The 24,657-nt window shown below is 28.8% G+C and carries 24 protein-coding genes and 1 riboswitch; of the genes, 4 read left to right on the forward strand and 20 right to left on the reverse strand.

The genetic code is table 11. The features are described 5' to 3' along the window. The first annotated feature begins 258 nt into the window (after nucleotides 1-258). Both EJL03_RS12645 and EJL03_RS12650 read left to right on the forward strand, forming a co-directional pair. Nucleotides 259-690, forward strand: coding sequence for a MarR family winged helix-turn-helix transcriptional regulator (locus tag EJL03_RS12645; RefSeq protein WP_125154332.1), 432 nt, complete (start codon nucleotides 259-261; stop codon nucleotides 688-690). A gap of 1 nt (nucleotide 691) precedes the next feature. Further along, entirely contained in the window at nucleotides 692-1,084 is a 393-nt protein-coding gene (locus EJL03_RS12650) for an HsmA family protein (RefSeq protein ID WP_125154333.1), read from the forward strand. 53 nt (nucleotides 1,085-1,137) lie between these two features. Here EJL03_RS12650 and EJL03_RS12655 read toward each other — a convergent pair whose 3' ends face one another. The 8 genes from EJL03_RS12655 to EJL03_RS12685 form a co-directional block, all read right to left on the reverse strand. Further along, nucleotides 1,138-3,153: a phosphodiester glycosidase family protein gene (locus tag EJL03_RS12655; RefSeq protein WP_125154334.1), complete on the reverse strand. Its 2,016-nt coding sequence runs from the start codon at nucleotides 3,151-3,153 to the stop codon at nucleotides 1,138-1,140. A 157-nt stretch (nucleotides 3,154-3,310) separates the two neighbouring features. Continuing rightward, a complete protein-coding gene (locus EJL03_RS12660; RefSeq protein WP_125154335.1) occupies nucleotides 3,311-3,538 on the reverse strand; it encodes a hypothetical protein in 228 nt (75 codons plus the stop codon). 180 nt (nucleotides 3,539-3,718) lie between these two features. Further along, nucleotides 3,719-4,240: a type 1 glutamine amidotransferase domain-containing protein gene (locus EJL03_RS12665; RefSeq protein ID WP_164509077.1), complete on the reverse strand. Its 522-nt coding sequence runs from the start codon at nucleotides 4,238-4,240 to the stop codon at nucleotides 3,719-3,721. A 78-nt stretch (nucleotides 4,241-4,318) separates the two neighbouring features. Next, nucleotides 4,319-5,140: a sugar phosphate isomerase/epimerase family protein gene (locus tag EJL03_RS12670; RefSeq protein ID WP_125154337.1), complete on the reverse strand. Its 822-nt coding sequence runs from the start codon at nucleotides 5,138-5,140 to the stop codon at nucleotides 4,319-4,321. Nucleotides 5,141-5,253: 113 nt separating this feature from the next. Further along, nucleotides 5,254-6,192 (reverse strand): dipeptidase, encoded by a 939-nt coding sequence (locus EJL03_RS12675; RefSeq protein WP_125154338.1) that lies wholly within the window; start codon nucleotides 6,190-6,192, stop codon nucleotides 5,254-5,256. A 476-nt stretch (nucleotides 6,193-6,668) separates the two neighbouring features. After that, nucleotides 6,669-7,880, reverse strand: coding sequence for a threonine synthase (thrC, locus tag EJL03_RS12680; protein WP_125154339.1), 1,212 nt, complete (start codon nucleotides 7,878-7,880; stop codon nucleotides 6,669-6,671). 287 nt (nucleotides 7,881-8,167) lie between these two features. After that, nucleotides 8,168-8,320, reverse strand: a complete 153-nt coding sequence (locus EJL03_RS16120; RefSeq protein WP_164509078.1) for a hypothetical protein — start codon at nucleotides 8,318-8,320, stop codon at nucleotides 8,168-8,170. A gap of 139 nt (nucleotides 8,321-8,459) precedes the next feature. After that, nucleotides 8,460-8,804: a hypothetical protein gene (locus EJL03_RS12685; RefSeq protein WP_125154340.1), complete on the reverse strand. Its 345-nt coding sequence runs from the start codon at nucleotides 8,802-8,804 to the stop codon at nucleotides 8,460-8,462. A 138-nt stretch (nucleotides 8,805-8,942) separates the two neighbouring features. Here EJL03_RS12685 and EJL03_RS12690 point away from each other — a divergent pair, with 138 nt between their 5' ends. Both EJL03_RS12690 and EJL03_RS12695 read left to right on the forward strand, forming a co-directional pair. Next, nucleotides 8,943-9,410 (forward strand): Lrp/AsnC ligand binding domain-containing protein, encoded by a 468-nt coding sequence (locus tag EJL03_RS12690; protein ID WP_125154341.1) that lies wholly within the window; start codon nucleotides 8,943-8,945, stop codon nucleotides 9,408-9,410. 197 nt (nucleotides 9,411-9,607) lie between these two features. Continuing rightward, nucleotides 9,608-9,826, forward strand: a complete 219-nt coding sequence (locus tag EJL03_RS12695; RefSeq protein WP_125154342.1) for a DUF378 domain-containing protein — start codon at nucleotides 9,608-9,610, stop codon at nucleotides 9,824-9,826. 48 nt (nucleotides 9,827-9,874) lie between these two features. On the opposite strand, the gene EJL03_RS12700 is transcribed toward EJL03_RS12695, so the two are convergent. From EJL03_RS12700 to murQ, 12 genes are all read right to left on the reverse strand, one after another. Next, entirely contained in the window at nucleotides 9,875-11,605 is a 1,731-nt protein-coding gene (locus tag EJL03_RS12700) for a Na+/H+ antiporter NhaC family protein (RefSeq protein ID WP_479723559.1), read from the reverse strand. A 163-nt stretch (nucleotides 11,606-11,768) separates the two neighbouring features. After that, nucleotides 11,769-11,943: riboswitch (Lysine riboswitch) on the reverse strand. Nucleotides 11,944-12,572: 629 nt separating this feature from the next. Then, nucleotides 12,573-13,490, reverse strand: a complete 918-nt coding sequence (gene glsA, locus EJL03_RS12705) for a glutaminase A (RefSeq protein WP_125154343.1) — start codon at nucleotides 13,488-13,490, stop codon at nucleotides 12,573-12,575. A gap of 41 nt (nucleotides 13,491-13,531) precedes the next feature. Beyond that, the gene (locus EJL03_RS12710; protein ID WP_125154344.1) at nucleotides 13,532-14,899 is read right to left on the reverse strand and encodes an alanine/glycine:cation symporter family protein; all 1,368 of its coding nucleotides are present in this window, start codon (nucleotides 14,897-14,899) and stop codon (nucleotides 13,532-13,534) included. A gap of 650 nt (nucleotides 14,900-15,549) precedes the next feature. Next, the gene (locus tag EJL03_RS12715; protein ID WP_125154345.1) at nucleotides 15,550-16,929 is read right to left on the reverse strand and encodes an alanine/glycine:cation symporter family protein; all 1,380 of its coding nucleotides are present in this window, start codon (nucleotides 16,927-16,929) and stop codon (nucleotides 15,550-15,552) included. Nucleotides 16,930-17,076: 147 nt separating this feature from the next. Beyond that, nucleotides 17,077-17,322 (reverse strand): hypothetical protein, encoded by a 246-nt coding sequence (locus tag EJL03_RS12720; RefSeq protein ID WP_125154346.1) that lies wholly within the window; start codon nucleotides 17,320-17,322, stop codon nucleotides 17,077-17,079. Nucleotides 17,323-17,339: 17 nt separating this feature from the next. Further along, nucleotides 17,340-18,659 (reverse strand): argininosuccinate lyase, encoded by a 1,320-nt coding sequence (gene argH / locus EJL03_RS12725; RefSeq protein ID WP_125154347.1) that lies wholly within the window; start codon nucleotides 18,657-18,659, stop codon nucleotides 17,340-17,342. A gap of 30 nt (nucleotides 18,660-18,689) precedes the next feature. Continuing rightward, nucleotides 18,690-19,889: an argininosuccinate synthase gene (locus EJL03_RS12730; RefSeq protein ID WP_125154348.1), complete on the reverse strand. Its 1,200-nt coding sequence runs from the start codon at nucleotides 19,887-19,889 to the stop codon at nucleotides 18,690-18,692. Nucleotides 19,890-20,103: 214 nt separating this feature from the next. Next, nucleotides 20,104-20,835, reverse strand: coding sequence for an amino acid ABC transporter ATP-binding protein (locus tag EJL03_RS12735; RefSeq protein ID WP_125154349.1), 732 nt, complete (start codon nucleotides 20,833-20,835; stop codon nucleotides 20,104-20,106). A 17-nt stretch (nucleotides 20,836-20,852) separates the two neighbouring features. Then, nucleotides 20,853-21,500 (reverse strand): amino acid ABC transporter permease, encoded by a 648-nt coding sequence (locus tag EJL03_RS12740; RefSeq protein WP_125154350.1) that lies wholly within the window; start codon nucleotides 21,498-21,500, stop codon nucleotides 20,853-20,855. A gap of 41 nt (nucleotides 21,501-21,541) precedes the next feature. Continuing rightward, nucleotides 21,542-22,342 (reverse strand): ABC transporter substrate-binding protein, encoded by an 801-nt coding sequence (locus EJL03_RS12745; protein ID WP_125154351.1) that lies wholly within the window; start codon nucleotides 22,340-22,342, stop codon nucleotides 21,542-21,544. 126 nt (nucleotides 22,343-22,468) lie between these two features. Further along, nucleotides 22,469-23,269, reverse strand: a complete 801-nt coding sequence (locus EJL03_RS12750; protein WP_125154352.1) for an ABC transporter substrate-binding protein — start codon at nucleotides 23,267-23,269, stop codon at nucleotides 22,469-22,471. 348 nt (nucleotides 23,270-23,617) lie between these two features. After that, nucleotides 23,618-24,532: an N-acetylmuramic acid 6-phosphate etherase gene (gene murQ, locus EJL03_RS12755; RefSeq protein ID WP_125154353.1), complete on the reverse strand. Its 915-nt coding sequence runs from the start codon at nucleotides 24,530-24,532 to the stop codon at nucleotides 23,618-23,620. Nucleotides 24,533-24,657: the final 125 nt, after the last annotated feature.

The raw sequence follows: 24,657 nt of genomic DNA on the forward strand, positions 1-24,657 counted from the left end.
AGTTAATCATTTATAATTTTTTAAGAGTTTAAAACTCCCTATTTAATATAGTAATTATAAAAAGTGTGTGTATTAATAAAGAATACACACATTTTTTGGATTTAACTTAAAAAATCTTCTTTATATTATCTTTCCCTAATAAAGCTTAATAATAGAACAATACCAAATATTGTTTGTTGACATCATTTCTTCTTTGCAATAAAATAATTTGCATGGAAACTAATTGTTAATTAAAAAAGTAATTTGGAGGATAATAATATGAAATATAATTCTTTTGAAATAGCCATGCTCATAAAAGAAATATATGCAAGTACTATGCAAATAGTTAGTAATAATTTGAAAAATAGTGGTTTCACTCACCAACAAATTATGGTAATTAAATTAATTGCACATAATAGACAAGTTAATATATCTCAACTATGCAATGAAATGTCATTAGCTAAAGGAACTGTATCTGGTATAGTAAAAAGATTAGAACATTCTGGCTATGTAACAAAAATAAAAGATACAAATGATAAACGAAATACCTATGTCACTTTTTCAGATAAAGGGTTAATATTTGCAAAAGAATTTAGAGAGGAAATTAATAAAAGTTTTGATAAGATTTTTAGTAACTTTACTGATGAAGAAATTATAGATCTTAAAAACAACTTATTAAAAACAAGAGATAAAATAAAAGGAGAAGATTAATATGAGTGAAGATTTAATTTTAGCAATAGTTTTAATAACCTTAGCTCTAGTGTTTTATACTATAGGAGTATGGTCCGAAAGAAGATCTAATACATTAAAAATTTGGCATACTGTAACTTTCTGGGTAGGATTAATTTTTGATACCACAGGCACATTGACTATGGAAAAAATAGCAAACTCAAATAGTGTGACAATTTCCCATGCTCAACTTGCCATACATGGACTAACTGGAACCTTAGCTATTATTTTAATGCTTTTTCATGCATTATGGGCAACTTGGGTATTGTATAAAAAAGATGAGAATAAAAAAGCTACTTTCCATAAATTTAGTATAACAGTGTGGTTTATTTGGTTAATACCTTACCTTGTTGGAATGATTATAGGAATGTCTTAATCTATTTAATAAGATATTGGATATGTTTATCTGTAAACATATCCAATATCTTACTAAACTTCTAATAAAAGTAGTAGTAAAAATTTCTTAAACTTCTTTCTTATTTCATCTGGGTTTGTTATTTCACTTTCAGAATAAATAGCCATTATATCGTCTACATAAATACTACCTTTCGTCATTGGGCCCTTATCTCCTGAGTTTACTGATAGTATTCGTATTCCTTGATTTTTATCAATGCTTAACTCATTTATTGCGCTAGATGGTATTTCAACCTTTACATATTTCCACCCTATCCAATCTATACCATTTTCATTTGTTATATTCATGTTTTTAGTGTTTCCCCTACTATCTACTACAGCCATCCTTAGCCAATACCCTTTTGACTCATTTGTACCATAAATCCACATTCCTATATTTTTAGGCATCCCTTGAAGATTTAAAACTTCACCTGGTGCAGCATATACCCCTAATGTAGACTTTTTATTACCCTTAGTAAAATCAAAATTTATCTTTAATGAACGGTCTCCAGATTTCACAGGCTCTTTTCCCTTTAAAGCTATGCTAAGGGAACCTTTCTCTCCCCTTGATGCAGTGTTTATATACCATTTGCCTATACCCTTTTCAAAATCTTCTACAATCACATCTCCTTGTCCTACATTTATATTTATACTGGCTGATATATTATTATTTTTAATTTTTGCCACAATTTTGTCATTAACATTATTATTTACCACATATAAAACTCCATCCTCATCTACGCACCCTATTCTTTCAGGGACATTAAAAATAATATCTCCCTTTTTCCATATAACATCTCTACCATCATAACGCACTATAGGGCTCAATTTTTTTTTAGATTTCTTTTTTATACTTAATGTACTACTTTCAAAATATATTTCGTTAGGAGTAGTAATCTCAACATATGTACTTCCCACCTCTACTCCATTATAAATTAATTTAACAGTAAATTGACCTTCTTTTCCACTAGAAATAAATATTCCTTTTTCATCAATAGTTCCAAAGGAATTATCAGATATTAACCATTTCAACCCTTCCTGTGGAATAGGTACTATATCTCCTGATAAATCCTTCCCTTTTACAGAAAAATTTATCTTAGAATTTGGAGTAAAACTTTTATCATAGGGCTCTATATAAGCAGATTTAAATTTGCCATCAGACTTCACTTTTGATTCAATAAGCCATGAATTGGCCACTGCCCTTTCACTACCATCTGAAGGTTTATTCTTCACTTGTAAATTATTATTTCCCGGGACTTTTGATACAAAAGTAGATGATCCTCCCCCATCTAAATTTAATGCATCTACAACCCCTAATCCTATCATAAACTCTGCTAAATCATTCATGGATATGCCTGCTGAATAAGGTTCCTGTCTTCCATCAATAGTAACGAATATAACCTTACCATCTCTTTTTATTCCCACTGCAGTTCTAGGTTCCTTATTTCCTCCGGTTTTAGGTGTTTCATTAACTTTACCATTCTTTACTAAAATAGCATTTCCACCTAAAGCTTCCATTAAATTTCCCTTAACACTATTATAATTAGAAATATCTCCTATTATAGGAGTGTTATCTTTACATATACCAAAAAATCTTGTATATGTCTTATCCTTTATTTTTTTAATTACCTTACCATCTTTATAAACTATGCCAATAGGCTGTCCAGTACTCATATCATAAAAATCCGCATTAACACCTGCAACTATCTTCTTATTAGAAACTATATATGCCTTTGCTTGATTTTTAACTGTTTGCTTTCCCCATACTTGTCCATCCCCGGAAGTACCAGCTTTTATACTAACTTTAGGATATTTAGTGTCCACCTCAAGTAAAAAACTTTCCACCCTTTTCCCTTCATTATCCTCAAAGGTATATCTTTTTTCAATTACTCCTGGTGCTACCTGTACTTTATACTCATTTATTGGTTTTGATATAATTTTTGATTTTATATCAAATTCTCCTAGGGCATGCGCCTTTTCACAATTTAAAAAGCTTGAAACTAAAATTCCGAAGATAATACTTATTATAATCTTTTTCTTATCATGCCTCATTAACTCCACTCCTCCACAAACTATTAAACTTTATACCCATATAGTAGCATATATTATAATTTATGTTAATAAAAACTTAAATAAAAATAATTGATATTATCTCCTTAAAATAAGACAATATCAATTATTTATCTTAACATTACTCTTTATAAATGCTTTACTCTATGTTATCCGGTAATAATAAAAAGTTTAAATTCTTTAATGCATTTTTACAAGAAATATCCCTTGCAATATCCTTTGCTTCACTTAAGTCTCTAGCTTTAAATGTAAAATGTCCACCTTCTTTATTATAAAATCCTCCCCCAATTAGATACTTTGAAGTGATTTCATTTAAATTTTTCCCTTCTGCATTATAATATATCTTTATAAACAATTTATTATCCATAAAATTGCCTCCCAACTTATTAACATTAGTACATTAATAAATATACTAAGCTTGTACTTAATATATGACTAAAATTATGTGGGAAATTATAAAATTTTATCCATTTATTTTAATTAAGTATGCTAATAAAAAATAGGTAGTTTTTATCACTACCTAATTTTATATATAATTACTTAATATTTAGTTACTTAAATACTTTATTATCTCTCTCATAAATGCTGGTAAATCCTTCGGAGTTCTAGAAGTAATTAAATTTCTATCTACTACAACCTCTTTATCAACATACTCTGCTCCTGCATTTTTAATATCATCTATAATGGCATTTACACAGGTCATTCTAAACCCTTTTAAAATACCCGCGGAAATAAATACCCAACCACCGTGACATATAGTTGCAATGAGTTTACCCTGAGCCATAAAATCCCTAACTAATCTTTTTACACTTTCATATCTTCTAAGCTTATCTGGTGCCCAACCTCCTGGTACTAAAAGCACATCAAATTCTTTAGCTGAAATTTCATCTACGTTTTTATCTATATTCACTGTAGTTTTATACTTTCCTGTATATAATTTACTTGATCCACTGCCTACAATTACAACCTCACAACCATCTTCTCTAAGCCTTAACACTGGATACCAAAGTTCTAAATCATCATAGTTCTCCTCTGCAAGCATTATTGCCCTTTTTCCCTTAAGTTTCATATAGCACATTCACCCTTTCAATAATGTTTTTCCATTGTTTATTTACTTAAATATATTGATTATATTCATTTTTAAACATTATTTTGAAAAATATCTATTTAGCTTAGAAATCCTAGAATAAGCCTTTTCTAAAAACTCTTTTGGATTTTTAAACTTATCTTGTTCACCTTTTACAACTTCTAAACATAAACTTTCTTTAAATGACCTTAGCGGAAAAGTATCTTTTATTTCTTTCCATTCTATAATCCCATCAAAAGGAACCCAATGTCTATCATTATCCCCATCATTGTCAGATATATGTGTTGCAAATAATTTATTTGGATATAATTTTAATAAATTAGTATACTCATTAAACCATGATTTGCATATATTGAAATGGGATGTATCAAAACACAACCCTAGATTATCAGAGTGTATATTTGATAAAATATAATTGACTATAAAACTACTATCAGTATTTTCAATAGCCAACTTTATATTATTTTTCTCAGCAGCTTTTACTATTTTTTCAACGCACTCTAAACCAGAATCATTTGGCTTTTTTATTTTACAAAGTTCAGTTACATGCATAACCATAGTATCAATATTATACTTTTTACAATCTTCAATCCATCTTATATTATTTTCTACAAACTTCTTTTTTGCATCTTTATCCTTTCCCCAAATATCATTACATCCACAAAAAGGAGCATGTATATTTTCAAATTTCAACCCAAAATCTTCTACCATCTTAGGCATATCTTCCTTTTTAATAACTTTATCTCCTAGCTCATCTTCCCACCATATAATAACTGAATCAAACCCCACCTCTTTTATTAACTTTAATCTTTCTGGAAGTGGCATCATATACCCAAACCATGAAAATATTCCTACGTCAAAAACACCATCCCTATTACTCATTTTTATTAACCATCCTTCTATAATTTTATTCTCTAAATACTACTTTAAACAATTATTTTTTATATTTTTAATTTTACATTTATATCTTTCCTAATAAATTATTTATTTTTAACTTATTTTAAAGTATCTTTAATTACTCTTTCTGCATTTTTATTTAATATTTTTTCTATTTCACCCTGAGAAAAACTGTTTTTTTCCAAAGAAATAACTAATTTATCCATTTCTCCAAAATCCTTTATTTCTACTTCATTACCTATTCCATCGAAATCTGTACCAATAGCTATACAATCAATTCCTCCCACATTTTTAATATGTTTTATATGAGTAATCATATCCTCTATTTTACTTACTTTACTATTACCTAAAAAGTTACTTGAAAAGTTTATCCCCATAACTCCACCACTTTCTGATAATATTTTTATCATATGATCTGTTAAATTCCTCGGATGATTTTTAATAAATCTAGCATCTGAATGAGATGCTACAAAAGGTTTGTTTGAATACTTGGCTACATCATAAAATCCTTCATCTGAAAGATGTGAAACATCTATTATCATGCCAAGTTTATTCATTTTTTCAACTACTTCTATCCCAAATTCAGTTAATCCATTTTTCATATAATTCTCTTGAGTATTTGGATATCCTATTTCATTGGGGTAATTCCAAGTTAAAGTTATAAGTCTCACCCCTAAATCATAGAATTTTTCTAAGTTTTCTATATTTCCTTCTAGTGCAGCACCTTCTTCTATAGTTAAAAATGCCGATATCTTATCTTGCAAAAAATTTTCATTCATTTCATTATAGTTTTTAGCCAAAGAAATATAATCTTTATTTTTATGAATTTCAATTAAAAATTTATCTACCATACTATAAAATCTTTTTAATACATTACTATGTTCTGATTTATCAATGAACATTGCAAAAAACTGTGCTTTAGAATTTGCTTTCTTTAATTTTTTTAAATCTATAGATATATTATTTTCCCTTAAGCCAATACTCTCATCTGCCATTAATTTATAAATAGTGTCACAATGCATATCTATTATACTCATAAAAACCTTTAATGAGATTATTCCCCTTTTAAAACTAATCTCATTAAAATTCACCCCCTTTTTATATCTTTATATTATTTAACAAATAATGTTATTTTCCTGCTTTTTTACTTTAATATCTTAATTAAAAACAAAATTTATTTTTTGCTATAAGAGCATTTGTTTTTATAATATAAATTATTTTTATCTGTACTTTAAATTTAAAAATTTTAATTTTGAATCCTTATTTTATTTAAGTATAAAATAATTTATAAAACAACATTTATCCCCAAATTTAAAGTCTATTTTAAAAATTATGTCCTTATATACAACTATATCATAAATATACTTATTATCTATAATCTAAATTCCACAATTTTGTTGATTTATGAAATTTTTTTTATTTAAAAAATTCATAAAACCCCTCCTAAATTTATAGGGAGGGGTTTTATATTATTATTTTAACTGAAAACTTCATTATTAATACTTTTTAAATATCATTTAAAATTATTTCTTATAAAAAAATTTAATTTCTCTATATTACACTCGTAAGCTTTTAGATTATGTTTTTCAAATACTTTTGTGTATTTAAGTCCACTGCCTGTGACAACACATGCTACACTATCTGTTTCTTTTAAAAATCCCTGCTTTTTTAATTTTTTAATTGATGCTAATGGTACTGCTGACTCTGGTTGTCCAAATATTCCTTCCTGTGCCAATTCCTTTTGTGCGTTAATAATTTCTTCATCTGTTACAGAAATACATATTCCTCCATTTTTCCTTAATTTTCTAAGAACTTGATTACCGCTTGGTGGAAATGGATTCTCTATTCCATGGGCTATTGTCTCATGTTCTATAACCCTTTTAACGGTATCAGTATTTTTTATAAAAGCATTGTATATAGGACTACATCCTGCTGCCTGAGCACATATCATCTTAGGTATTTTATTTATAATTCCTACCTGTTTAAACTCTTCAAAACCTTTTAATATCCCTCTTATATTTCCACCTGCACTAGTAGGAACTATAACATATTCTGGTACATCATATTTTAATTGCTCACATATCTCAAAGGCTATTGTCTTTGACCCTTCCACTCTATAAGTAACATCTGAATTTATAAAATATATTCCTTGTTTTTCTCCTATTTTTAAACTTTCATAATATAGATTTCCATAATCTCCATCTACCTTTATTAAATTAGCCCCATATATGGCTACTGGATTTAACTTTTCTTCTGGAATAGTTTTACTTACCAAAATAAATGTTTCAAAACCTGCTCTCTTTCCATAAGCTGCCACTGATACTGCCATGTTACCTGTAGAAACTGCTCCAACCTTCTTATATCCTAAACTATAGGCATGTTGAATTCCCAAAAGAGTTCCTCTATCTTTAAATGACCATGTAGGATTTTCACTTTCATTTTTAAAATATATATTTTTAATTCCAATCTTACTTGCAAGTTTTTTTGAAGATACTAAAGAAGTAAAACCTTCATTTAAAGATAAATCATTATTTATATCATTGAAAGGAAAAAAATCTGAATACCTTTCCAATATAGTCTGAGTTAAAGGATTTCCTTCTTTTATTTTCCCCTGGGATACACTTTGAACTTCTAATGGTTCATTACATAGCATACATCTTGGATGGACATGCTGTATAGGATATTCTCTTTTACAGTTAGTACAATACATCTTCAAATTTTTCATTATAGCTCCTCCTTGGATTTATATATTATAGTAAGTAATCATATATAATAGTATAATCTTGATAATATTTGTCCTTACCTTATAAATTTTTCAAATTCACTAATTACTTAGTGATTATATATTATTAAAATAGACTCCTTTTAATAGTATTATTTGATAAATATATAATTTAACTTCTACTTAATAATAATGCTTGGACATTAATTTTATTTTCTTAACTTTTATAATTTACTTAATATTCATTCTATAATTAATTTTATATTTCCGCAACAAAAAAAGAAGATTTTTTAATCCTCTTTTTTTTCTTTTTCTATAAACATGTCTTTATCTTCATTGTTTTTTTTATCTTCATTATCCTCTTTTTCTTCAGGTTTACTAATTAAATAACTAAAGTCTGTTGGTTCTTTAACTTTTCCTCTAAAACTATTTCTACGTCCCAAAACATCACCTCTTTGTTATAGTATATCATTAAATAATAAACCTATGTTATTATTTAAAAAAATATATTTAAACTATAAATAAAAAACATGTAGCATATATTACACTACATGTTTTTCACATACTTTAGTATGTACTTTTCTAATTCTTTTTCCCTTTGTTTTTTACCCTATTTGGCTTTGCCTTAGGTCTAATCTTTACTTCATTTTTAGAATTTTTGATTTTAATTCTATCTGCATTAAATAAGTCTATAAACCATAAAAACAATATAACAAACACACCAGATACAACATATCCTAAAGGAGTTTGATTAAATCCTGGTTTAATCATAGATGGTGTAGTTAAAATTGCTATAGCTAACGCAAATATTATCCACTTATTTGGTCTAAACTTTTCAAGTAAATAAATTTTTAAAACATTATAGACTATAATTACTACAAAGGAAAAAGCTAATAACTTTAATCCGTATATCACCCAACTTGGCATTCTATATTCCCCCCTTTAACAATTAGGTCTACTCTATATATTATTCTATATTTTTAAAAATATATCAACAAGTATTTAAAGAATTTTGTATAATAATAAGTAGGATTAGGTGTAATACTTTAAAATAGAGGTGATATTATGGACTTAAATAAAAACCAAGACCTAGATACTTTAGACCTTCAAATACTTAGTATACTTATTGAAGACTCTCGAACTCCATATTTAGAAATAGCAAGAAGATGCCATGTAAGCGGTGGTACTATACATGTACGAATAAAAAAAATGGAAGAGATGAATCTAATTAAAGGTTCAAAACTTCTAATAGATGAGGCTAAATTAGGTTATGATATATGCTCTTTTGTTGGAATTAATCTAGAAAAAGCTTCATTTCTAAGTTATGTTGCAGAAAAATTAAAAGAAGTGCCTGAAGTAGTAGAATTATACTATACAACTGGAGACTATTCTATATTTTTAAAAGTAATCTGTAAAAATATTTCTCATCTCCAAAAATTATTAGCAGATAAACTTCAAGTAATAGAAGGTGTACAAAGTACTTCTACAATGATTTGTTTACTTCAACCTGTAGATAGAAATATAAGATTATAATAAATTTATATTTTAAAAATAAAATATTCTTATATAAAAATTTACATTAAAATATTGTAAAAATAACATTTTATTTATTATATTTACCTATAATATAAAATTATTGCCTTTTTTATTTAATATGAGTTATATTTTTTAATTAGTTGGTAAAAATATAAGTATATTAACATATTAAATAATAAAAGGAGATGTAACATATGAGAGGTTTAGATATTACCGCACTTGTATTAGTTGTTATAGGAGCTATCAATTGGGGACTTATAGGATTCTTTAATTTTGATTTAGTAGCGGCTTTATTTGGAACTATGTCAACTTTTTCAAGAATAGTATACTCTTTAGTTGGTATAGCAGGAGTTTATGCAATTTCCTTCTTTGGAAGAGATAGGGACGTTAGAGACAATAGAGATGTTGAATAATTTTTAAAATAATACCCACCTAATTATTAGGTGGGTATTATTTCTTATTTACATAGCTTTTTTAGAAACTAAACTTCCTGATTCCGATGAATCTATAGGCTTTCCTACTATATATAGTAAAGCAACAATTGCCATTATTGATACTGGTAATACTATATACACAGGTACACCTAAACCCGCTGGAATGTATCCAAAAATCACTGTGATAATCGCTGTGGATATTGCATACCATATCTGAGTTTTAACATGTTCTAAATGATCACAAGCTGCCCCCATAGATGAAAGTATTGTTGTGTCTGATATTGGAGAACAGTGATCTCCAAATATAGCTCCTGTAAGCACTGCACTTGCACTAACTATCATATACTGTGAGTCTCCTGCTCCCAAACTAAAAGCTAATGGAATTGTAAGAGGCATAAGAATTCCCATGGTTCCATATGCTGTACCTGTAGCAAAGGAAATTATTGAACCCATTATAAATATAATAGATGGTAAAATAAACTTTGGTAATGAATTTGAAAGTATTGTTACCAAAAATTTAGCAGTTCCTAATTCCTTTATAACTGAACTTAATGACCAAGCTAAAAGAAGTATTACTCCTGTTATTACTAAAGATTTCATTCCTTCAACCCATGTATCTATAGCTTCCCCAATAGTAAATATTTTTTGCCAAAGTCCCATTGCAATAGCTACAATACTAGCAAGTAGAGCAGCCTGGAATAAAACAATACTAGCATCTGAAGCACCAAATGCCTCCCTTATTGCTAAAAATGAAGCTGGGCTGTTTGTAAGTAATTCCTGAAGAGCCGTATCTTTTCCTGCCATTATAGCCACATATCCATTATAATAAAACCCTGCAAATGCACCTATAAGTAAAACAGTTATAGGAACTATAGCATTCCAAATATTAAGTTTTATTCCCTCTCTAGGTTCTAAATTAGTAGTTTCTGATGAAACCATTGGCTTCGCACCATCTCCTAATACCTTACCTGTAGTCCTTGCTCTTCTTTCTGCTTTTAGCATTGGTCCAAACTCTCTTAATGTTAAAGCAGAAATAACTATAAATGCTAATATTAATATGTTATAAAATCTATAAGGTATTGTTTCTATAAATAATCCATAGGCATTAACATTTTGACCTATTCCTGTATATGCATCTTTTATTAAACTTACTTCATAACCTACCCAAGTAGATATAAGTGCTATCCCAGAAATAGGAGCAGCTGTTGAATCTACTATAAAAGATAATTTTTCTCTTGATATTTTCATTTTATCTGTAACTGGTCTCATTATAGGTCCTACTATAAGTGAGTTGGCATAATCATCAAAGAAAACAAATAAACCTAAAATCCATGTAATTATTTGAGCACTTATAGGGCTTTTAGCTTTTTTTGCAAGGCTCTCAGCCACAGCTCTAGCTCCACCCATTTTTGAAATAAGTGCTATAAGACCACCAATAGTCATACACTGAAGTATTATTCCAGCATTCCATGGATCTGCCAAAGACCCCCTTATCTTATCTATTATAGATAAAAATCCTTGGAAAAATGCATTAAAAAAATTATTACCTGAAAGGCAAATTAAAAATGTTCCTGAAAAAACACCTAGAAATAGTGAAAGTACCACATTTTTTGTAATGAATGCCAATACTATTGCTACTAAAGGTGGCAATATAGTTAGCACCCCAAATCTATCAGCATTTAATTGAGCTGCATCTACTTCCGCTGCTAATACTGTAGAACTTAATAAAAATATAAACATAATTGCTGATGTAATTATAAAACTTGTCCTTTTCTTCACTAAAATCTCCTCCTCTTTCTATTTTACTAATAGTTACTTTAACTAATCAGTGAATATATTATAGGGAGAAGAGTCCATCACAACAAAAAAGCCCTCAAGCTCTTCACTCAAGGACTTTTATACACTTATATATGTATTATCGTTGAATGATAGCTCTCCACAAAATAATTTGTGACAGTCTTACTCATTTTTTGAGTAAAACCAGATATACAATCTTAAAGCGTCAATTGTACACTTCGGCGATATTTCCTTTCCCAACACTTCATCCTGCTTACATCCATGTAAGTACTGATAAACACCGCGCCTCTATCTTTTCATATTCACTTACGTATAAGTATAGCACATATATATAGCTTTATCAATATTCTTTTAGTTTTACTTAATTATTTACTTTTAATTTATTTTATAATTACTTTATCATACGCTAAAGTAATTATAAAATAAATTAATGCCCATATGCTAAAATCAATAATTAACTTAAAACTTATAATTCCATGCTGCTTTATACTATAATCAAAGCCAATTAAATAGCACATAAGTGGTTTTAAAAAACAAGTTACTCCAATAATTATAATATAGTGATTTTTACTAACAGAATCTATACATTGCCTCCCTTATATACTAAAATATATAAAATAATTATAACACATTGAAAAAGTTGATAAATTCTGTTTAACCCCTTCATTTTTCTCATAATAAGACATAAAGTAAGTTTTAATTTAGTATTAATTTTTCTTCATTAAGGAATAAAACCATTATTTATTATTTGCTAAAAGAAAAACCTGTAATAAATAATAAAATTAAATATCACAGGTTTCTATATAATATATGGTAAAAGGTTTAGCAAATATAGTCTCCTCTCTTAGTCTATATTTGCCTGGATAATAAGTATTTTTTACCCTCTCTAATAAAAAATACTTACTATCTTTAAAACTTACTCACTTAATTAAAATATACTTAAATTTAATTCTTTGGATAAATCAGCAAGAACTTTTATTCCCGCTATACTGTTACCCTTGCTATCTAATGCTGGTCCAAACACACCTATACCCATATTACTTGGAACAGAGGCCATTATTCCACCTCCAACTCCAGATTTAGCAGGTATTCCTATGTTTACTGCAAATTCTCCTGAAGCATCATACATACCACAAGTCACCATTATTGTTTTCACAACTCTTGCAATATCTTCTGGTATAACTCTCTCTTTTGTCCAAGGTATAACTCCATTATTAGCAAGTACTGCTCCTATTCGTGAAATATCTTTACAAGTTACTTCCATAGAACACTGTCTAAAATATACATCTAATACATTTTCTACGTCCTTAGTTATAATTCCTGTACTCTTCATAAAATATGCTAATGATCTATTTCTATCTCCTGTTTCTTTTTCACATCTATATACATTCTCGTTTATATGAATATCTTCGTTGCCTGCTAATTTTCTAGTAAAGTTTAATATTTTATTAAATATTTCATCAGAGTTCTCACCATCAATTAACGAAACAGTTGCTATTGCACCTGCATTGATCATTGGATTTAATGGCTTATTAGGATTCTTCGCTTCAAGATTTATTATTGAATTAAAAGCATCAGTTGTAGGTTCTACCCCTACCTTTGAAAATGTTTTTTCTTTACCATTGTCCATAAGTGCTATTATAAGAGTTATTACTTTGGATATACTTTGTATAGTAAACTTGGTATTGCAGTCGCCAGCACAAATTTCTTCTCCTTTAAGAGTAGTTACACATATACCTAATGCATTTTTATTAGCCTTTGTTAACTCAGGTATATAAGATGCTACCTCTCCAAATTCAGTATAATTTCTGTTATTTTCTATTACTTTTTCTAGCAACTTTTTCATTTTGACATTCTCCTCTGCTTGAAATCTTTAATTATAAAATATTAGCTTGCTTTATCTTCCGTTCCTTTAACTTCATCACTATTGAAATATCTTTCTGTTTCATATACAACATCTTTTCTAAGTTTTAAAAGCACTATAAGGTTAACTAACACTTCAAAAGCCATGAAGAAATCAAATAGTCCCCATATAACTTGAAGTCCACCAACTGCCCCTACTATTAATCCTAAACAGTATAAAACTCTAAATGGTATTAAGAATTTAGTAGTTTTTATTGTGTAAATAAGACCTGTTTCTGAATAATATCCATCAACTAATACTGTAGTGAAGGCAAATAACACTATACAAACAGCTACAATTATATCTCCACTAAAGCCCAATGAATTTCTAAAAGCTAATGCTGTTAAAGCGGCTCCACCTTTTCCTGTTTGTAACACTCCGCTTGTAAGTATTACAAGTGCAGTCATTGTACAGATTATAACTGATGACATAAACACTTCAAATATTCCCCATATACCCTGTTTTGCTGGATATGAAGTTGTAGCTGATGAATGAGCAACTGGTGCTGTACCCATACCTGACTCATTTGAATAAATACCTCTTGCAAAACCATTTCTCATTGCAGCAATAATTGTTGCCCCAGCAAAACCACCTACTGCAGCACTACCTGTAAATGCATCATAGAAAATGCTTTTAAACGCTGGAAGAATTCCTCTTGCATTCATAACTATAATAATTATACTTGCTCCTACATATAAAATTGCCATAACTGGAATAACTTTTTCTGCAAATTTTCCTATAGTTTTTATACCACCGATAATAACTATACCTGATATTATTGCTAATATAATACCAACTGTCATTTTATTTATTTTAAAACTTTCATGTACAACTTCTGCCATAGAATTTGATTGTACAAATCCACCTATAAACATCATAAATGTAAATATAACTGACCATAATATTGAAACCCAATTAAACTTTTTACCTAGTCCATTTTTTATATAGTACATAGGTCCACCTTGAAATTCACCATTTTCTGGATTCTTTTCACGATACTTAACTGCTAAAGTGATTTCTGCATATTTAGTGATCATTGCTATAAATGCAACTGCCCACATCCAGAACACAGCTCCTGGTCCACCAATAGCAACTGCCACACCAACACCTGCTATACTACCAACACCCAATGTTGCAGCTAAAGCTGTGGAAACCGCCTGAAATGGTGTTACTGTTCCTTCACCTGATGTACTTTTTTCAAAGATTTTACCAAAAGTATTTTTCATGATAAAACCAAATTTTCTAAATTGAAGAAATTTAAGTTCAAAACTGTAAACTAATGATACTCCGAATATTAATACTATTAACGGCCATCCCCAAAGGAAGTCTGTTATTGATTGTAGCACACCCATTTATTATTCCTCCTAGACTTTTAATATAAATTTTGTATTTTATGACTGTAAAGATTTTATTATTGAGAATATTGCAAGAAACGCTTCATTTCTTTCAATTGTGCGCACATATTTGTTATTTATATTATATTTATATAGATAAATTTGTTCAATTTTTTTTAACTACCAATATATTAAATAATTATCTTATAGGTTAATATTTTGTTAATTATTATTATATTTTTTTAATAATCCAATACTATTATTACGTTTTCATTAGTTATTTTATATATTTTTTTAATTTTAAACATTTTTTTCGTAATATATGTAATTTTTATGTATTTTTATAATACTATAAAATATTTTTTATTACTATTTACATATTATACTAACTATTTTTACAATTTAAGTATTACTTTCAAATAAATATTATATATTTTTGCATATTTTTAGTATTTTATTATATATATTGTAAAAATTTTATATAAAAATAATGTACTATAATTTTTGCATAAATAAATAGTACATTATTCTTTGTTGTATCATATTTAGAATTATTTTAATTTTTAGATTGCTTTTCAGAGTATAAGGTAGATAATTTTCACTTTCTTATATTTATATATTTTATGGATTTTGCATTTTTTGAACATCAATTCTGCATTAGTTATAATTTATATGTTTATAGAAGTTTTTTTACTATTCATATTTTTAACCTCTAAACTATTAAAATATTTTTCAGTTTCATCCACCACATCTTTTCTAAGTTTTAAAATCACTATAAGATTAATAATTACTTCAAAGGCCATAAAGAAATCAAATAACCCCCATATAGCTTGTAATCCTCCAACTGCACCTAAAATCATTCCTAAACAGTACAAAATCCTAAATGGTTTGGCAAATTTAGTAGTTTTAGTTGAATAAATAAAACCTGTTTCAGAATAATATCCATCAACTAAAGCTGTGGTAAAAGCAAATAAAATAATACATATAGCTACAACCACATCCCCACTTCTTCCTAAAGAAGCTCTAAATGCAGATGCGGTTAGTGCAGCTCCTTCTTTTCCATTTTCTAATACCCCGCTTGTAAGTATTACAAGTGCAGACATAGTACAAATTATAATAGTGTCCACAAACACCTCAAATAATCCCCATAACCCTTGTTTAGCAGCATATGAGGTTGTAGCAGATGAATGAGCTACCGGAGCAGTTCCCATACCAGATTCATTAGAGTATACACCACGTGCAAACCCATTTCTCATTGCCATAATCAAACTTGACCCTGCAAAACCTCCTAAGGCAGCACTTCCATTAAAAGCATCATGAAATATGCTTTTAAAAGCTGGCAATACATTTTGTCCATTGATAACTATTACTACCATACTTGCAATCACATATATTATAGCCATAAGTGGAATTACTTTTTCTGCAAATTTCCCTATAGTTTTTATTCCCCCAACAATTACAGCCCCAGTTAATATTGCTAATATAATCCCTACAACTACCTTCTTAACATTAAAACTTTCATACAAAACTTCTGCCATAGAATTTGCTTGTACAAATCCTCCTATAAACATCATAAATGTAAATATAATTGACCATAATATGGATAGCCATGCAAAATTCTTTCCTAATCCATTCTTTATATAATACATAGGACCACCATGAAATTCTCCATTTTCAGCATTTTTTTCACGGTATTTTACAGCTAAAGTAATTTCTGCGTACTTAGCTATCATAGCAATAAAGGCCACCGCCCACATCCAAAACACAGCTCCTGGTCCTCCAGCAGCAATTGCAACTCCTACTCCCGCTATGTTTCCTACACCAACTGTAGCTGCCAAAGCTGTGGATACTGCCTGAAAAGGTGTTACAGTCCCTTCCCCCGAAGTATTTTTTTCAAACATTTTACCAAATGTATTCTTCATAATAAAGCCAAATTTTCTAAACTGTAAAAACTTAAGTTGAAAGCTAAATACTAATGACACACTCACTATTAATATTATTAGTGGCCAACCCCATAAAAAATCCGTAATAGCCTTTATAATACTCATCAATATCCCCCCAATTTAAAAAAGTGAAAACTAACCAACCTTTTAATAAAAATTTACTCTCTAAGATTATTATAATACTTTCTCTAATTTTATTCAATTTTACAATTTATTTACATATATTATGATAGAATCATTATGTTATAAATATTAATCTACAATACTTTGTAAAAACTTCTCTTCTTTTATCCCTCTATAGAAAGACTCTTTAAGTTTTTTCATATAATCATATTTTGATATTCCTTCTTTAGAGATTTCTATTAAATTTATAGATTCCTTATTAGACATAGTATTTATGTTATTTTCATAACTATTAAGCTTAATAATTAAATTTTCACTTGATTTTTTTCCATAATTTAAATATTTTATATAATACGTATAAAAAGTAGAGCACATAACTCTACTTTTTCTCTTTATTTTTTTATATCTTTTTTAATTCCCCTATTTAATGTATTTTCATAATCTATAAAAATATATACATCTTCCCCAAATAAATCACTAAATCTTCTAAGTTCTTCTAAACTTAATTCCTCTATAGCCTTATTATTTTCTTCCCCATAAAGTACAATCTCCCCTATAACTTTATGGGCATCTCTAAATGCCATTCCTTTACATACAAGATAGTCCGCAGCCTCTGTGGCATTTAAAAAACCTTTTTTAACGGCTTTAATTGTATTTTCTTCCTTTACTCTCAAAGTAGAAAGCATTCCATTCATAACTTTAATACATGCAAGTACTGTGTCTAGTGCATCAAAATAATTTTCCTTATCCTCTTGCATATCCTTATTATATGCAAGGGGTATACCCTTCATTGTAGTTAATATAGCCATTAAATCTCCATAGACTCTTCCTGTTTTACCTCTAATGAGCTCAGCTGCATCTGGATTTTTCTTTTGAGGCATTATAGAACTGCCAGTTGAAAACTCCTCACTTATTTCTATAAAATCAAACTCCTTACTGCTCCAAAGTATAAGCTCTTCACTCAATCTACTTAAATGCATCATTATTATAGAAAAATCAGATATTAATTCTATGACAAAGTCTCTATCACTTACACCATCCATAAAATTATTTACAGGACTCTTAAACCCTAACTTAATTGCAGTATAATCTCTATCCGTATTATACGTAGTACCAGCTAATGCACAACATCCTAGTGGACTTTCATTCATTATATCTATAGAGTTTTTAATTCTTTTTATATCCCTTTCTAACATGTAGTAATAAGCCATAATATGATATTTAAAAGTTACAACTTGAGCTCTTTGAAGGTGCGTATAACCTGGCATTATAATATTATTTTCTTCCCCTAGCTTCTCTATAGTACTTTGAAGGTTTTTTAACTCCCTTATTACAAATTCAGCTTTTTCTTTTACATACAATTTAAAATCCACTGCCACCTGATCATTTCTGCTTCTTGCTGTATGAAGTTTTTTACCTACTTTCCCTATACGGCTTATTAAATTCATCTCTATAAAGCTATGAATATCTTCATAATCTCCTTTTATATGAAGTTTTCCTTTTTCTATATCTTCTAAAATAGAAATAAGTCCCTCTGTTATCTTTACAAACTCATCTTCCTTCAATATATTACATTTTAAAAGCATCTCTACATGAACAAGACTTCCCTTTATATCTTGACTATAAAGCCTTTTATCAAAACTTAAAGAACTATTAAAATGCTCCATAAGCTTACTTTCTTTATCAATAAATCTTCCACCCCAAAGTTTCATAAAATATATCCTCTTTTCTATAGTAAAAAGTTATTGCTTATTTTTAAGAGATTTAATCTTATATGGTAATTCAAATAGTTTTATAAACCCTTCTGCATCTTTATGACTATATAATTTGCTTTCCCCAAAGGAAGATATAGTTTCATCATAAAGTGCATTTTCAGTAAATACACCTGCATTTAAAATATTACCTTTATAAAGTTTTAATTTTACTTTACCTGTAACATTTTCTTGAGTTTTATCTATAAAGGCATCTATTGATTCCCTAAGAGTAGTAAACCATAATCCATCATACACAATTTCTCCATATTTATATGCTATCATGCTCTTATAATGGGATGTAAGTTTATCTAATGTAAGTCTTTCAAGCTCTTTATGTGCCTCATAAAGTATGGTACCTGCAGGGGTTTCATATACCCCTCTGGACTTCATTCCCACAAGTCGATTTTCAACTATATCTATTACACCTATGCCATTTTCTCCCCCAATTTTATTTAATGTATTTATAAGATCTACAGGAGAAATATCACTTCCATTTAATCTTGTGGGAATTCCCTTTTCAAAATATATAGTTACATAGCTTGCTTCATCCTTCGCCTTTTCAAGTGGTGTAACCATAGAGTACATATCTTCATTATGCTGGTTTTTAGGATCTTCTAATTCCCCACCCTCGTGACTTACATGCCAGATATTTTTATCTACTGAGTATATTTTTTTCTTAGTTACAGGTACTTCTACTCCTTTTTCCATAGCATAGTCTATAGCATCTTCTCTTGATTTAATATTCCAAATCCTCCATGGTGCTATAATCTTCATAGATGGGTCAAAAGAAGCTATTGCCACTTCAAATCTCACTTGATCATTTCCTTTTCCTGTGCATCCATGACAGATATAAGTTGCTCCTTCTTTTTTAGCAATCTCCACAAGTTTTTTGGCCATAAGTGGTCTTGCAAGTGAAGTTCCAAGCATATATTTATCTTCATAAACTGCTCCAGCTTTTATAGCTTTAAATATATATTCACTTACAAATTCCTCTTTAACATCCTCTACATATATTTTAGACGCCCCTGTCTTTATAGCCTTTTCCTTAACTTCTTTCATGTTATCATCCTGTCCTACGTCTATACAAACAGCTATAACATCTAAATCGTAATTTTCCTTAAGCCAAGGAATTATTATGGACGTGTCCAATCCCCCTGAGTATGCTAATACAACTTTTTCTTTATTCATTATTAAAGCCCCCTCTTTTAGTTTAAGATACTAAAATATGCACTGTATATTTTATAAGGAAACTGTAAAATAATATTAACTTTACATTTTCTAATTATAAAATTTTACCCAAAATAAATTTATAATATATAGAAATTTTTGCCCCACAAATTTTTCTATATAATTTAAGTAGAAATTTTTTTAAAGATAATCTCTACTAATAATCCTTACCAGCTTAAATTACTTTTTTCAAAAATTCTTTAGTTCTTATCTCTTTTGGATTTGTAAATATACAATCAGGTGTGGCTTCTTCCACTATTTTTCCACCATCCATAAATATAACTCTATCTGCTACATCCCTTGCAAAACTCATTTCATGAGTTACCACAAGCATAGTCATACCTTCCTTAGCTAAATCTTTCATTACATTTAATACTTCACCTACAAGTTCTGGATCTAAAGCAGATGTAGGCTCATCAAATAACATAATATCTGGTTCCATTGCAAGTGCCCTTGCTATAGCCACCCTTTGTTTTTGTCCTCCTGAAAGCTTTGAAGGATAATGGTTCATTTTTTCCCCTAATCCAACTTTATTTAATAGCATTTCTGCCCTTTTTTTAACCTGTTCTTTATTTTCTTTTTTAACAGTAATCGGCCCTTCCATTACGTTTTCCAACGCTGTCATGTGTGGAAACAAATTAAAGTTTTGAAATACCATTCCCATTTTTGTTCTAAGGTTTCTTAAAACTTTTTTATCTTTAGGATTCAATTTTTCACCTTCAACTGTTATTTCTCCACCATCTATAGTTTCAAGATTATTTAAACATCTTAAAAATGTACTTTTACCTGATCCGGAAGGTCCTATAACTACAAGAACTTCTCCTTTTTTAACTCCTATATTTAAATCTTCAAATACTGTTAAATCATTAAACTTTTTAGTTATGTTATCCGCCTCAATTATATACATAAAATTGTCCTCCTAAACTAATATTTTGATAATTTCTTCTCCCACAATGCAAAAGCTGCGGTGAATATTGTTGTTAAAGCTAAATATATACAAGCCGCAATAAAAAATGGTTCCATAGGTCTAAAGTTAGCTGAATATATTTGTTGTGCTGATCTCATTAGTTCTACCATAGCTATTGTTGAAACCAATGATGTATCCTTTAGCATAGTTATAAATTCATTACCAACTGGTGGTATCACCACTTTAATTGTTTGAGGAAGTATTACCCTAGTCATAGTTTGACTATAAGAGAACCCAAGAGCTTTACAAGCTTCAAACTGTCCTTTATCTACAGCTAAAATTCCACCCCTTATAATTTCTGCCATATAAGCGCCTGAATTTAAGCTTAATCCTATAATTGCTGCTGTCATAGGTTTTAATTCTAATCCTAAAAAAGGTAATCCATAGTAGAAGAAAAATAATTGAAGAAGCATTGGTGTTCCTCTTATAATCCATGTATAAAATGAAGCTATTGCCCAAATCACCTTGTTCTTAGATAGTTTTAATAATGCAATTATTATTCCTATTAAACTTCCTAGTACAACAGATATTACCGTTAATTCTATTGTTATTCCTGATGCTTTTAATAATATTGGAAATATATCCTTTAATAATTGTCCATCCAAAGCTTTAGTCCCCCTTTTTATAAATACCTTTCTTTCTAATCTTATTTTTTATAAATATCTTCACCAAACCATTTTACTGATAATTTTGACATAGTCTTATCCTTCTTTAATTCATCTATAATTTTTTGAACTTCATCTTTTAATTCTTTATCATCTTTCTTAAAAATTGCTGCTATTGGTTCTTGTTCCAAAGTTGCTGCTATTTTAAATTTTCCCATTTGTTTTGATAAATAATATCTACCAACAAATTCATCCACAACTACTGCATTTAATCTTCCTATTTCTAAATCATGAAATGGTTCTGTTGCTTTATCATAAGTTTTTAAATCCTTTATTCCTTTAGCTTTCTTAGCTGCTTTTTCTCCTGTGGTTCCAAGCTGGCATCCTACAGTTTTTCCTGATAGATCTTCTAATTTTTTTATATCCTTGTTATCATTTTTAACTACTATAACCTGACCACCTTTTGCATATGGCTCTGAAAATTGAACTTCTTTAGCTCTATCCTTATCCACACTTATTGCGGAAATACCTATATCAAATTTTTTAGCATTTAAAGCCATAGTAAGTCCACCAAATTCTGTTATTACAAACTCTACCTCTACTCCTAATTTTTTAGCTACCTCTTTTGAAAGGTCTATATCAAAACCCACCAGTTCATTTTTTGAATCTCTAAATTCCATTGGAGGGTAAGTATCTTCAAGTCCTATTTTTAATGTCTTTGTATTTTTCACTCTAATTAATCCATTGGCTGCTTTTTCATCTTTCTTATTTCCACAACCAGCAAATAATGTGCACACAATTACTCCAGTTAAAACTAACGATAGAATTTTATTCATTTTCATAATCCACACTCTCCCTTAAAATAGTTAATATATAAACAATTTACAATCTTTTTTTGGTGTGCCCCTATGTCTTTATCCATAAGGGCACTCTATATGAATATTTATAAAAAGGGTAACAAATTAAAATTATTTATATATATCATATCCAAACCATTTTTCTGATAGTTTAGATAGAGTACCTTCTTCTTTTAACTCATCTAAAGCTTTTTGTACTTCTTCTTTTAGTTCTTTATCATCTTTTCTAAAACCTATTCCAACTGGTTCCTTTGTAAGTTTAGCATCTAGTAATACTAAATCTTCTCCCCTTTTCTTTAAATAATATCCTGCAACTTGACCATCTGCTATAACTGCATTAATTCTTCCTACAGCTAAATCATTAAAAGCTTCTGTAACCCCATCATATTTTTTCACTTCTTTGATTCCTTCTATTTTACTTGCAGATATTTCTCCAGTTGAACCTAATTGACATCCTACAACTTTATTAAACAAGTCCTTTTCATCTTTTATATTATCAGTTCCTTTTTTAACTACAATTCTTTGTCCTCCAACAATATACGGATTTGAAAAATCTATTACTTTTTTTCTCTCATCTGTTATACTCATAGTGGATAATATCATATCGTATTTATTTGCTTTAAGAGAAAGTATTATTCCCTTCCATTCATTTGTCTTTATTTCACATTTAACTCCTAATTTCTTAGCTATTTCTTCTCCTAAATCAATATCAAATCCAACCAACTTTTGCGATTCATCTCTGAATTCCATTGGAGGATATGTATCATTTAATCCTATAGTAAGTACTCCAGATTTTTTCACTTTCTCTAAAGTGTTTAATCCATCTTCATTTTTTTGAGTAGCATTTTTACAACCTATAAAAACGCTAGCTATTAAAATAGTCCCCATAATAATTGCAAGAATTTTTTTCATAGCCCTTCCCCCTTACATTTATTTCCCCATTCGTTATTATGATTATACATACTATTTTATATTTATGCAACTATTTTTTTAAATTTTTCTAAACTTTTTTTTAACTACCTGTAATTATATATACAGTCTAAACCAAACGAACTAGCGAAATCCTTTGTAATTAAAGCTTTATGGGTAATTGATTTTATTTTCTAAATATTTAAATATAATTATGTATATTTATACATTCGTGTATAAATAAAAATACCCTATTAATTTCCAAAATCTAAATATTTTTCTTCATATTAACTAAGTATAAAATCATAAAGGCAAAGGCTGTTATAAAATCTCTTTTATAACAGCCTTAATTTATAATATGTTAAGTTCTTCCATAGCTTTATAAACATGTCCATTATGTTTTATTAATATGTCTTCACAAAGTTTTTTATTTTTCTTAGATTTTATCATTAAAATACTTAGTTTTACATTATAATTAGTTTCTTTTAGCACATTCTCTGCCTGATATAAATCTACTCCTGTAGCTAACATCAAAATTCTTTTAGCTCTTGCTATTAGTTTTTCATTATTGGGTTGTAAATCTACCATTAAGTTCCCATAAACTTTTCCTAATTTTATCATTGTTCCTGTAGTTAGCATATTAAGTACCATCTTCTGAGCAGTACCTGATTTCATCCTAGTAGAACCCATAATTACCTCTGGTCCTACAAGTACAGATATAGATATATCTGCAATCTTTGCCATTTCACTATCCTTATTCATAGTTACGCAAAGAACTTTACCACCCACATTTTTTCCATACCTCATAGCCCCTATAACAAATGGCGTTCTTCCTGATGCAGCTATACCACATACTACATCTTTATCTGTAAAACTTATTTTTTTTAAAGCTTCCTCTCCTAAATTTTCACTATCTTCTGCTCCTTCCACAGCCTTAAACATAGCGGATTCACCGCCTGCTATTATTCCTTGTACTAATTCATGATCCACTCCAAAAGTAGGTGGACATTCTGAAGCATCTAAGACACCAATCCTTCCACTTGTTCCTGCTCCAACATAAATAAGCCTCCCCCCTTGACATAACTTATTTGATATAACATCTACAGCTTTTGCTATATCACTTTTCACATTTTCTACTGCTAAAGCTACTTTTTTATCCTCTTCATTTATTAAAGTTATCATATCATAGGTAGCAACTCTATCTATTCCTAATGTTTTATCGTTTATACCTTCTGTAACTAGATTCAATAAACTTTCAATTTCCATATACTAACCCCCATACCTTATGATTTTTAATCATATTCCTTAAATCCCATTTATACCCACAACTATATATTAATATATTTTTTCATATTATACAATTATTTCTAAAACTTTCTTTCATAGTTCTA

The sequence above is a fragment of the Clostridium rectalis genome (assembly GCF_900626095.1).
Classification (GTDB): Bacteria; Bacillota; Clostridia; order Clostridiales; family Clostridiaceae; genus Clostridium_AS; species Clostridium_AS rectalis.

What these genes read in the sequence shown, in the direction of transcription:
- EJL03_RS12665 (WP_164509077.1), bottom strand. Translation starts at nt 4,240, where the DNA reads ATGAAACTTAAGGGAAAAAGGGCAATAATGCTTGCAGAGGAGAACTAT.
- argH (WP_125154347.1), bottom strand. Translation starts at nt 18,659, where the DNA reads ATGAAACTTTGGGGTGGAAGATTTATTGATAAAGAAAGTAAGCTTATG.
- EJL03_RS12735 (WP_125154349.1), bottom strand. Translation starts at nt 20,835, where the DNA reads ATGTATATAATTGAGGCGGATAACATAACTAAAAAGTTTAATGATTTA.
- EJL03_RS12745 (WP_125154351.1), bottom strand. Translation starts at nt 22,342, where the DNA reads ATGAAAATGAATAAAATTCTATCGTTAGTTTTAACTGGAGTAATTGTG.
- EJL03_RS12650 (WP_125154333.1), top strand. Translation starts at nt 692, where the DNA reads ATGAGTGAAGATTTAATTTTAGCAATAGTTTTAATAACCTTAGCTCTA.
- EJL03_RS12690 (WP_125154341.1), top strand. Translation starts at nt 8,943, where the DNA reads ATGGACTTAAATAAAAACCAAGACCTAGATACTTTAGACCTTCAAATA.
- EJL03_RS12685 (WP_125154340.1), bottom strand. Translation starts at nt 8,804, where the DNA reads ATGCCAAGTTGGGTGATATACGGATTAAAGTTATTAGCTTTTTCCTTT.
- EJL03_RS12645 (WP_125154332.1), top strand. Translation starts at nt 259, where the DNA reads ATGAAATATAATTCTTTTGAAATAGCCATGCTCATAAAAGAAATATAT.
- EJL03_RS12695 (WP_125154342.1), top strand. Translation starts at nt 9,608, where the DNA reads ATGAGAGGTTTAGATATTACCGCACTTGTATTAGTTGTTATAGGAGCT.
- EJL03_RS12675 (WP_125154338.1), bottom strand. Translation starts at nt 6,192, where the DNA reads ATGAGTATAATAGATATGCATTGTGACACTATTTATAAATTAATGGCA.
- glsA (WP_125154343.1), bottom strand. Translation starts at nt 13,490, where the DNA reads ATGAAAAAGTTGCTAGAAAAAGTAATAGAAAATAACAGAAATTATACT.
- murQ (WP_125154353.1), bottom strand. Translation starts at nt 24,532, where the DNA reads ATGGAAATTGAAAGTTTATTGAATCTAGTTACAGAAGGTATAAACGAT.
- EJL03_RS12670 (WP_125154337.1), bottom strand. Translation starts at nt 5,140, where the DNA reads ATGAGTAATAGGGATGGTGTTTTTGACGTAGGAATATTTTCATGGTTT.
- EJL03_RS12710 (WP_125154344.1), bottom strand. Translation starts at nt 14,899, where the DNA reads ATGGGTGTGCTACAATCAATAACAGACTTCCTTTGGGGATGGCCGTTA.
- EJL03_RS12660 (WP_125154335.1), bottom strand. Translation starts at nt 3,538, where the DNA reads ATGGATAATAAATTGTTTATAAAGATATATTATAATGCAGAAGGGAAA.
- EJL03_RS12715 (WP_125154345.1), bottom strand. Translation starts at nt 16,929, where the DNA reads ATGAGTATTATAAAGGCTATTACGGATTTTTTATGGGGTTGGCCACTA.
- EJL03_RS12730 (WP_125154348.1), bottom strand. Translation starts at nt 19,889, where the DNA reads ATGAATAAAGAAAAAGTTGTATTAGCATACTCAGGGGGATTGGACACG.
- thrC (WP_125154339.1), bottom strand. Translation starts at nt 7,880, where the DNA reads ATGAAAAATTTGAAGATGTATTGTACTAACTGTAAAAGAGAATATCCT.
- EJL03_RS12655 (WP_125154334.1), bottom strand. Translation starts at nt 3,153, where the DNA reads ATGAGGCATGATAAGAAAAAGATTATAATAAGTATTATCTTCGGAATT.
- EJL03_RS12750 (WP_125154352.1), bottom strand. Translation starts at nt 23,269, where the DNA reads ATGAAAAAAATTCTTGCAATTATTATGGGGACTATTTTAATAGCTAGC.
- EJL03_RS12720 (WP_125154346.1), bottom strand. Translation starts at nt 17,322, where the DNA reads ATGTGCTCTACTTTTTATACGTATTATATAAAATATTTAAATTATGGA.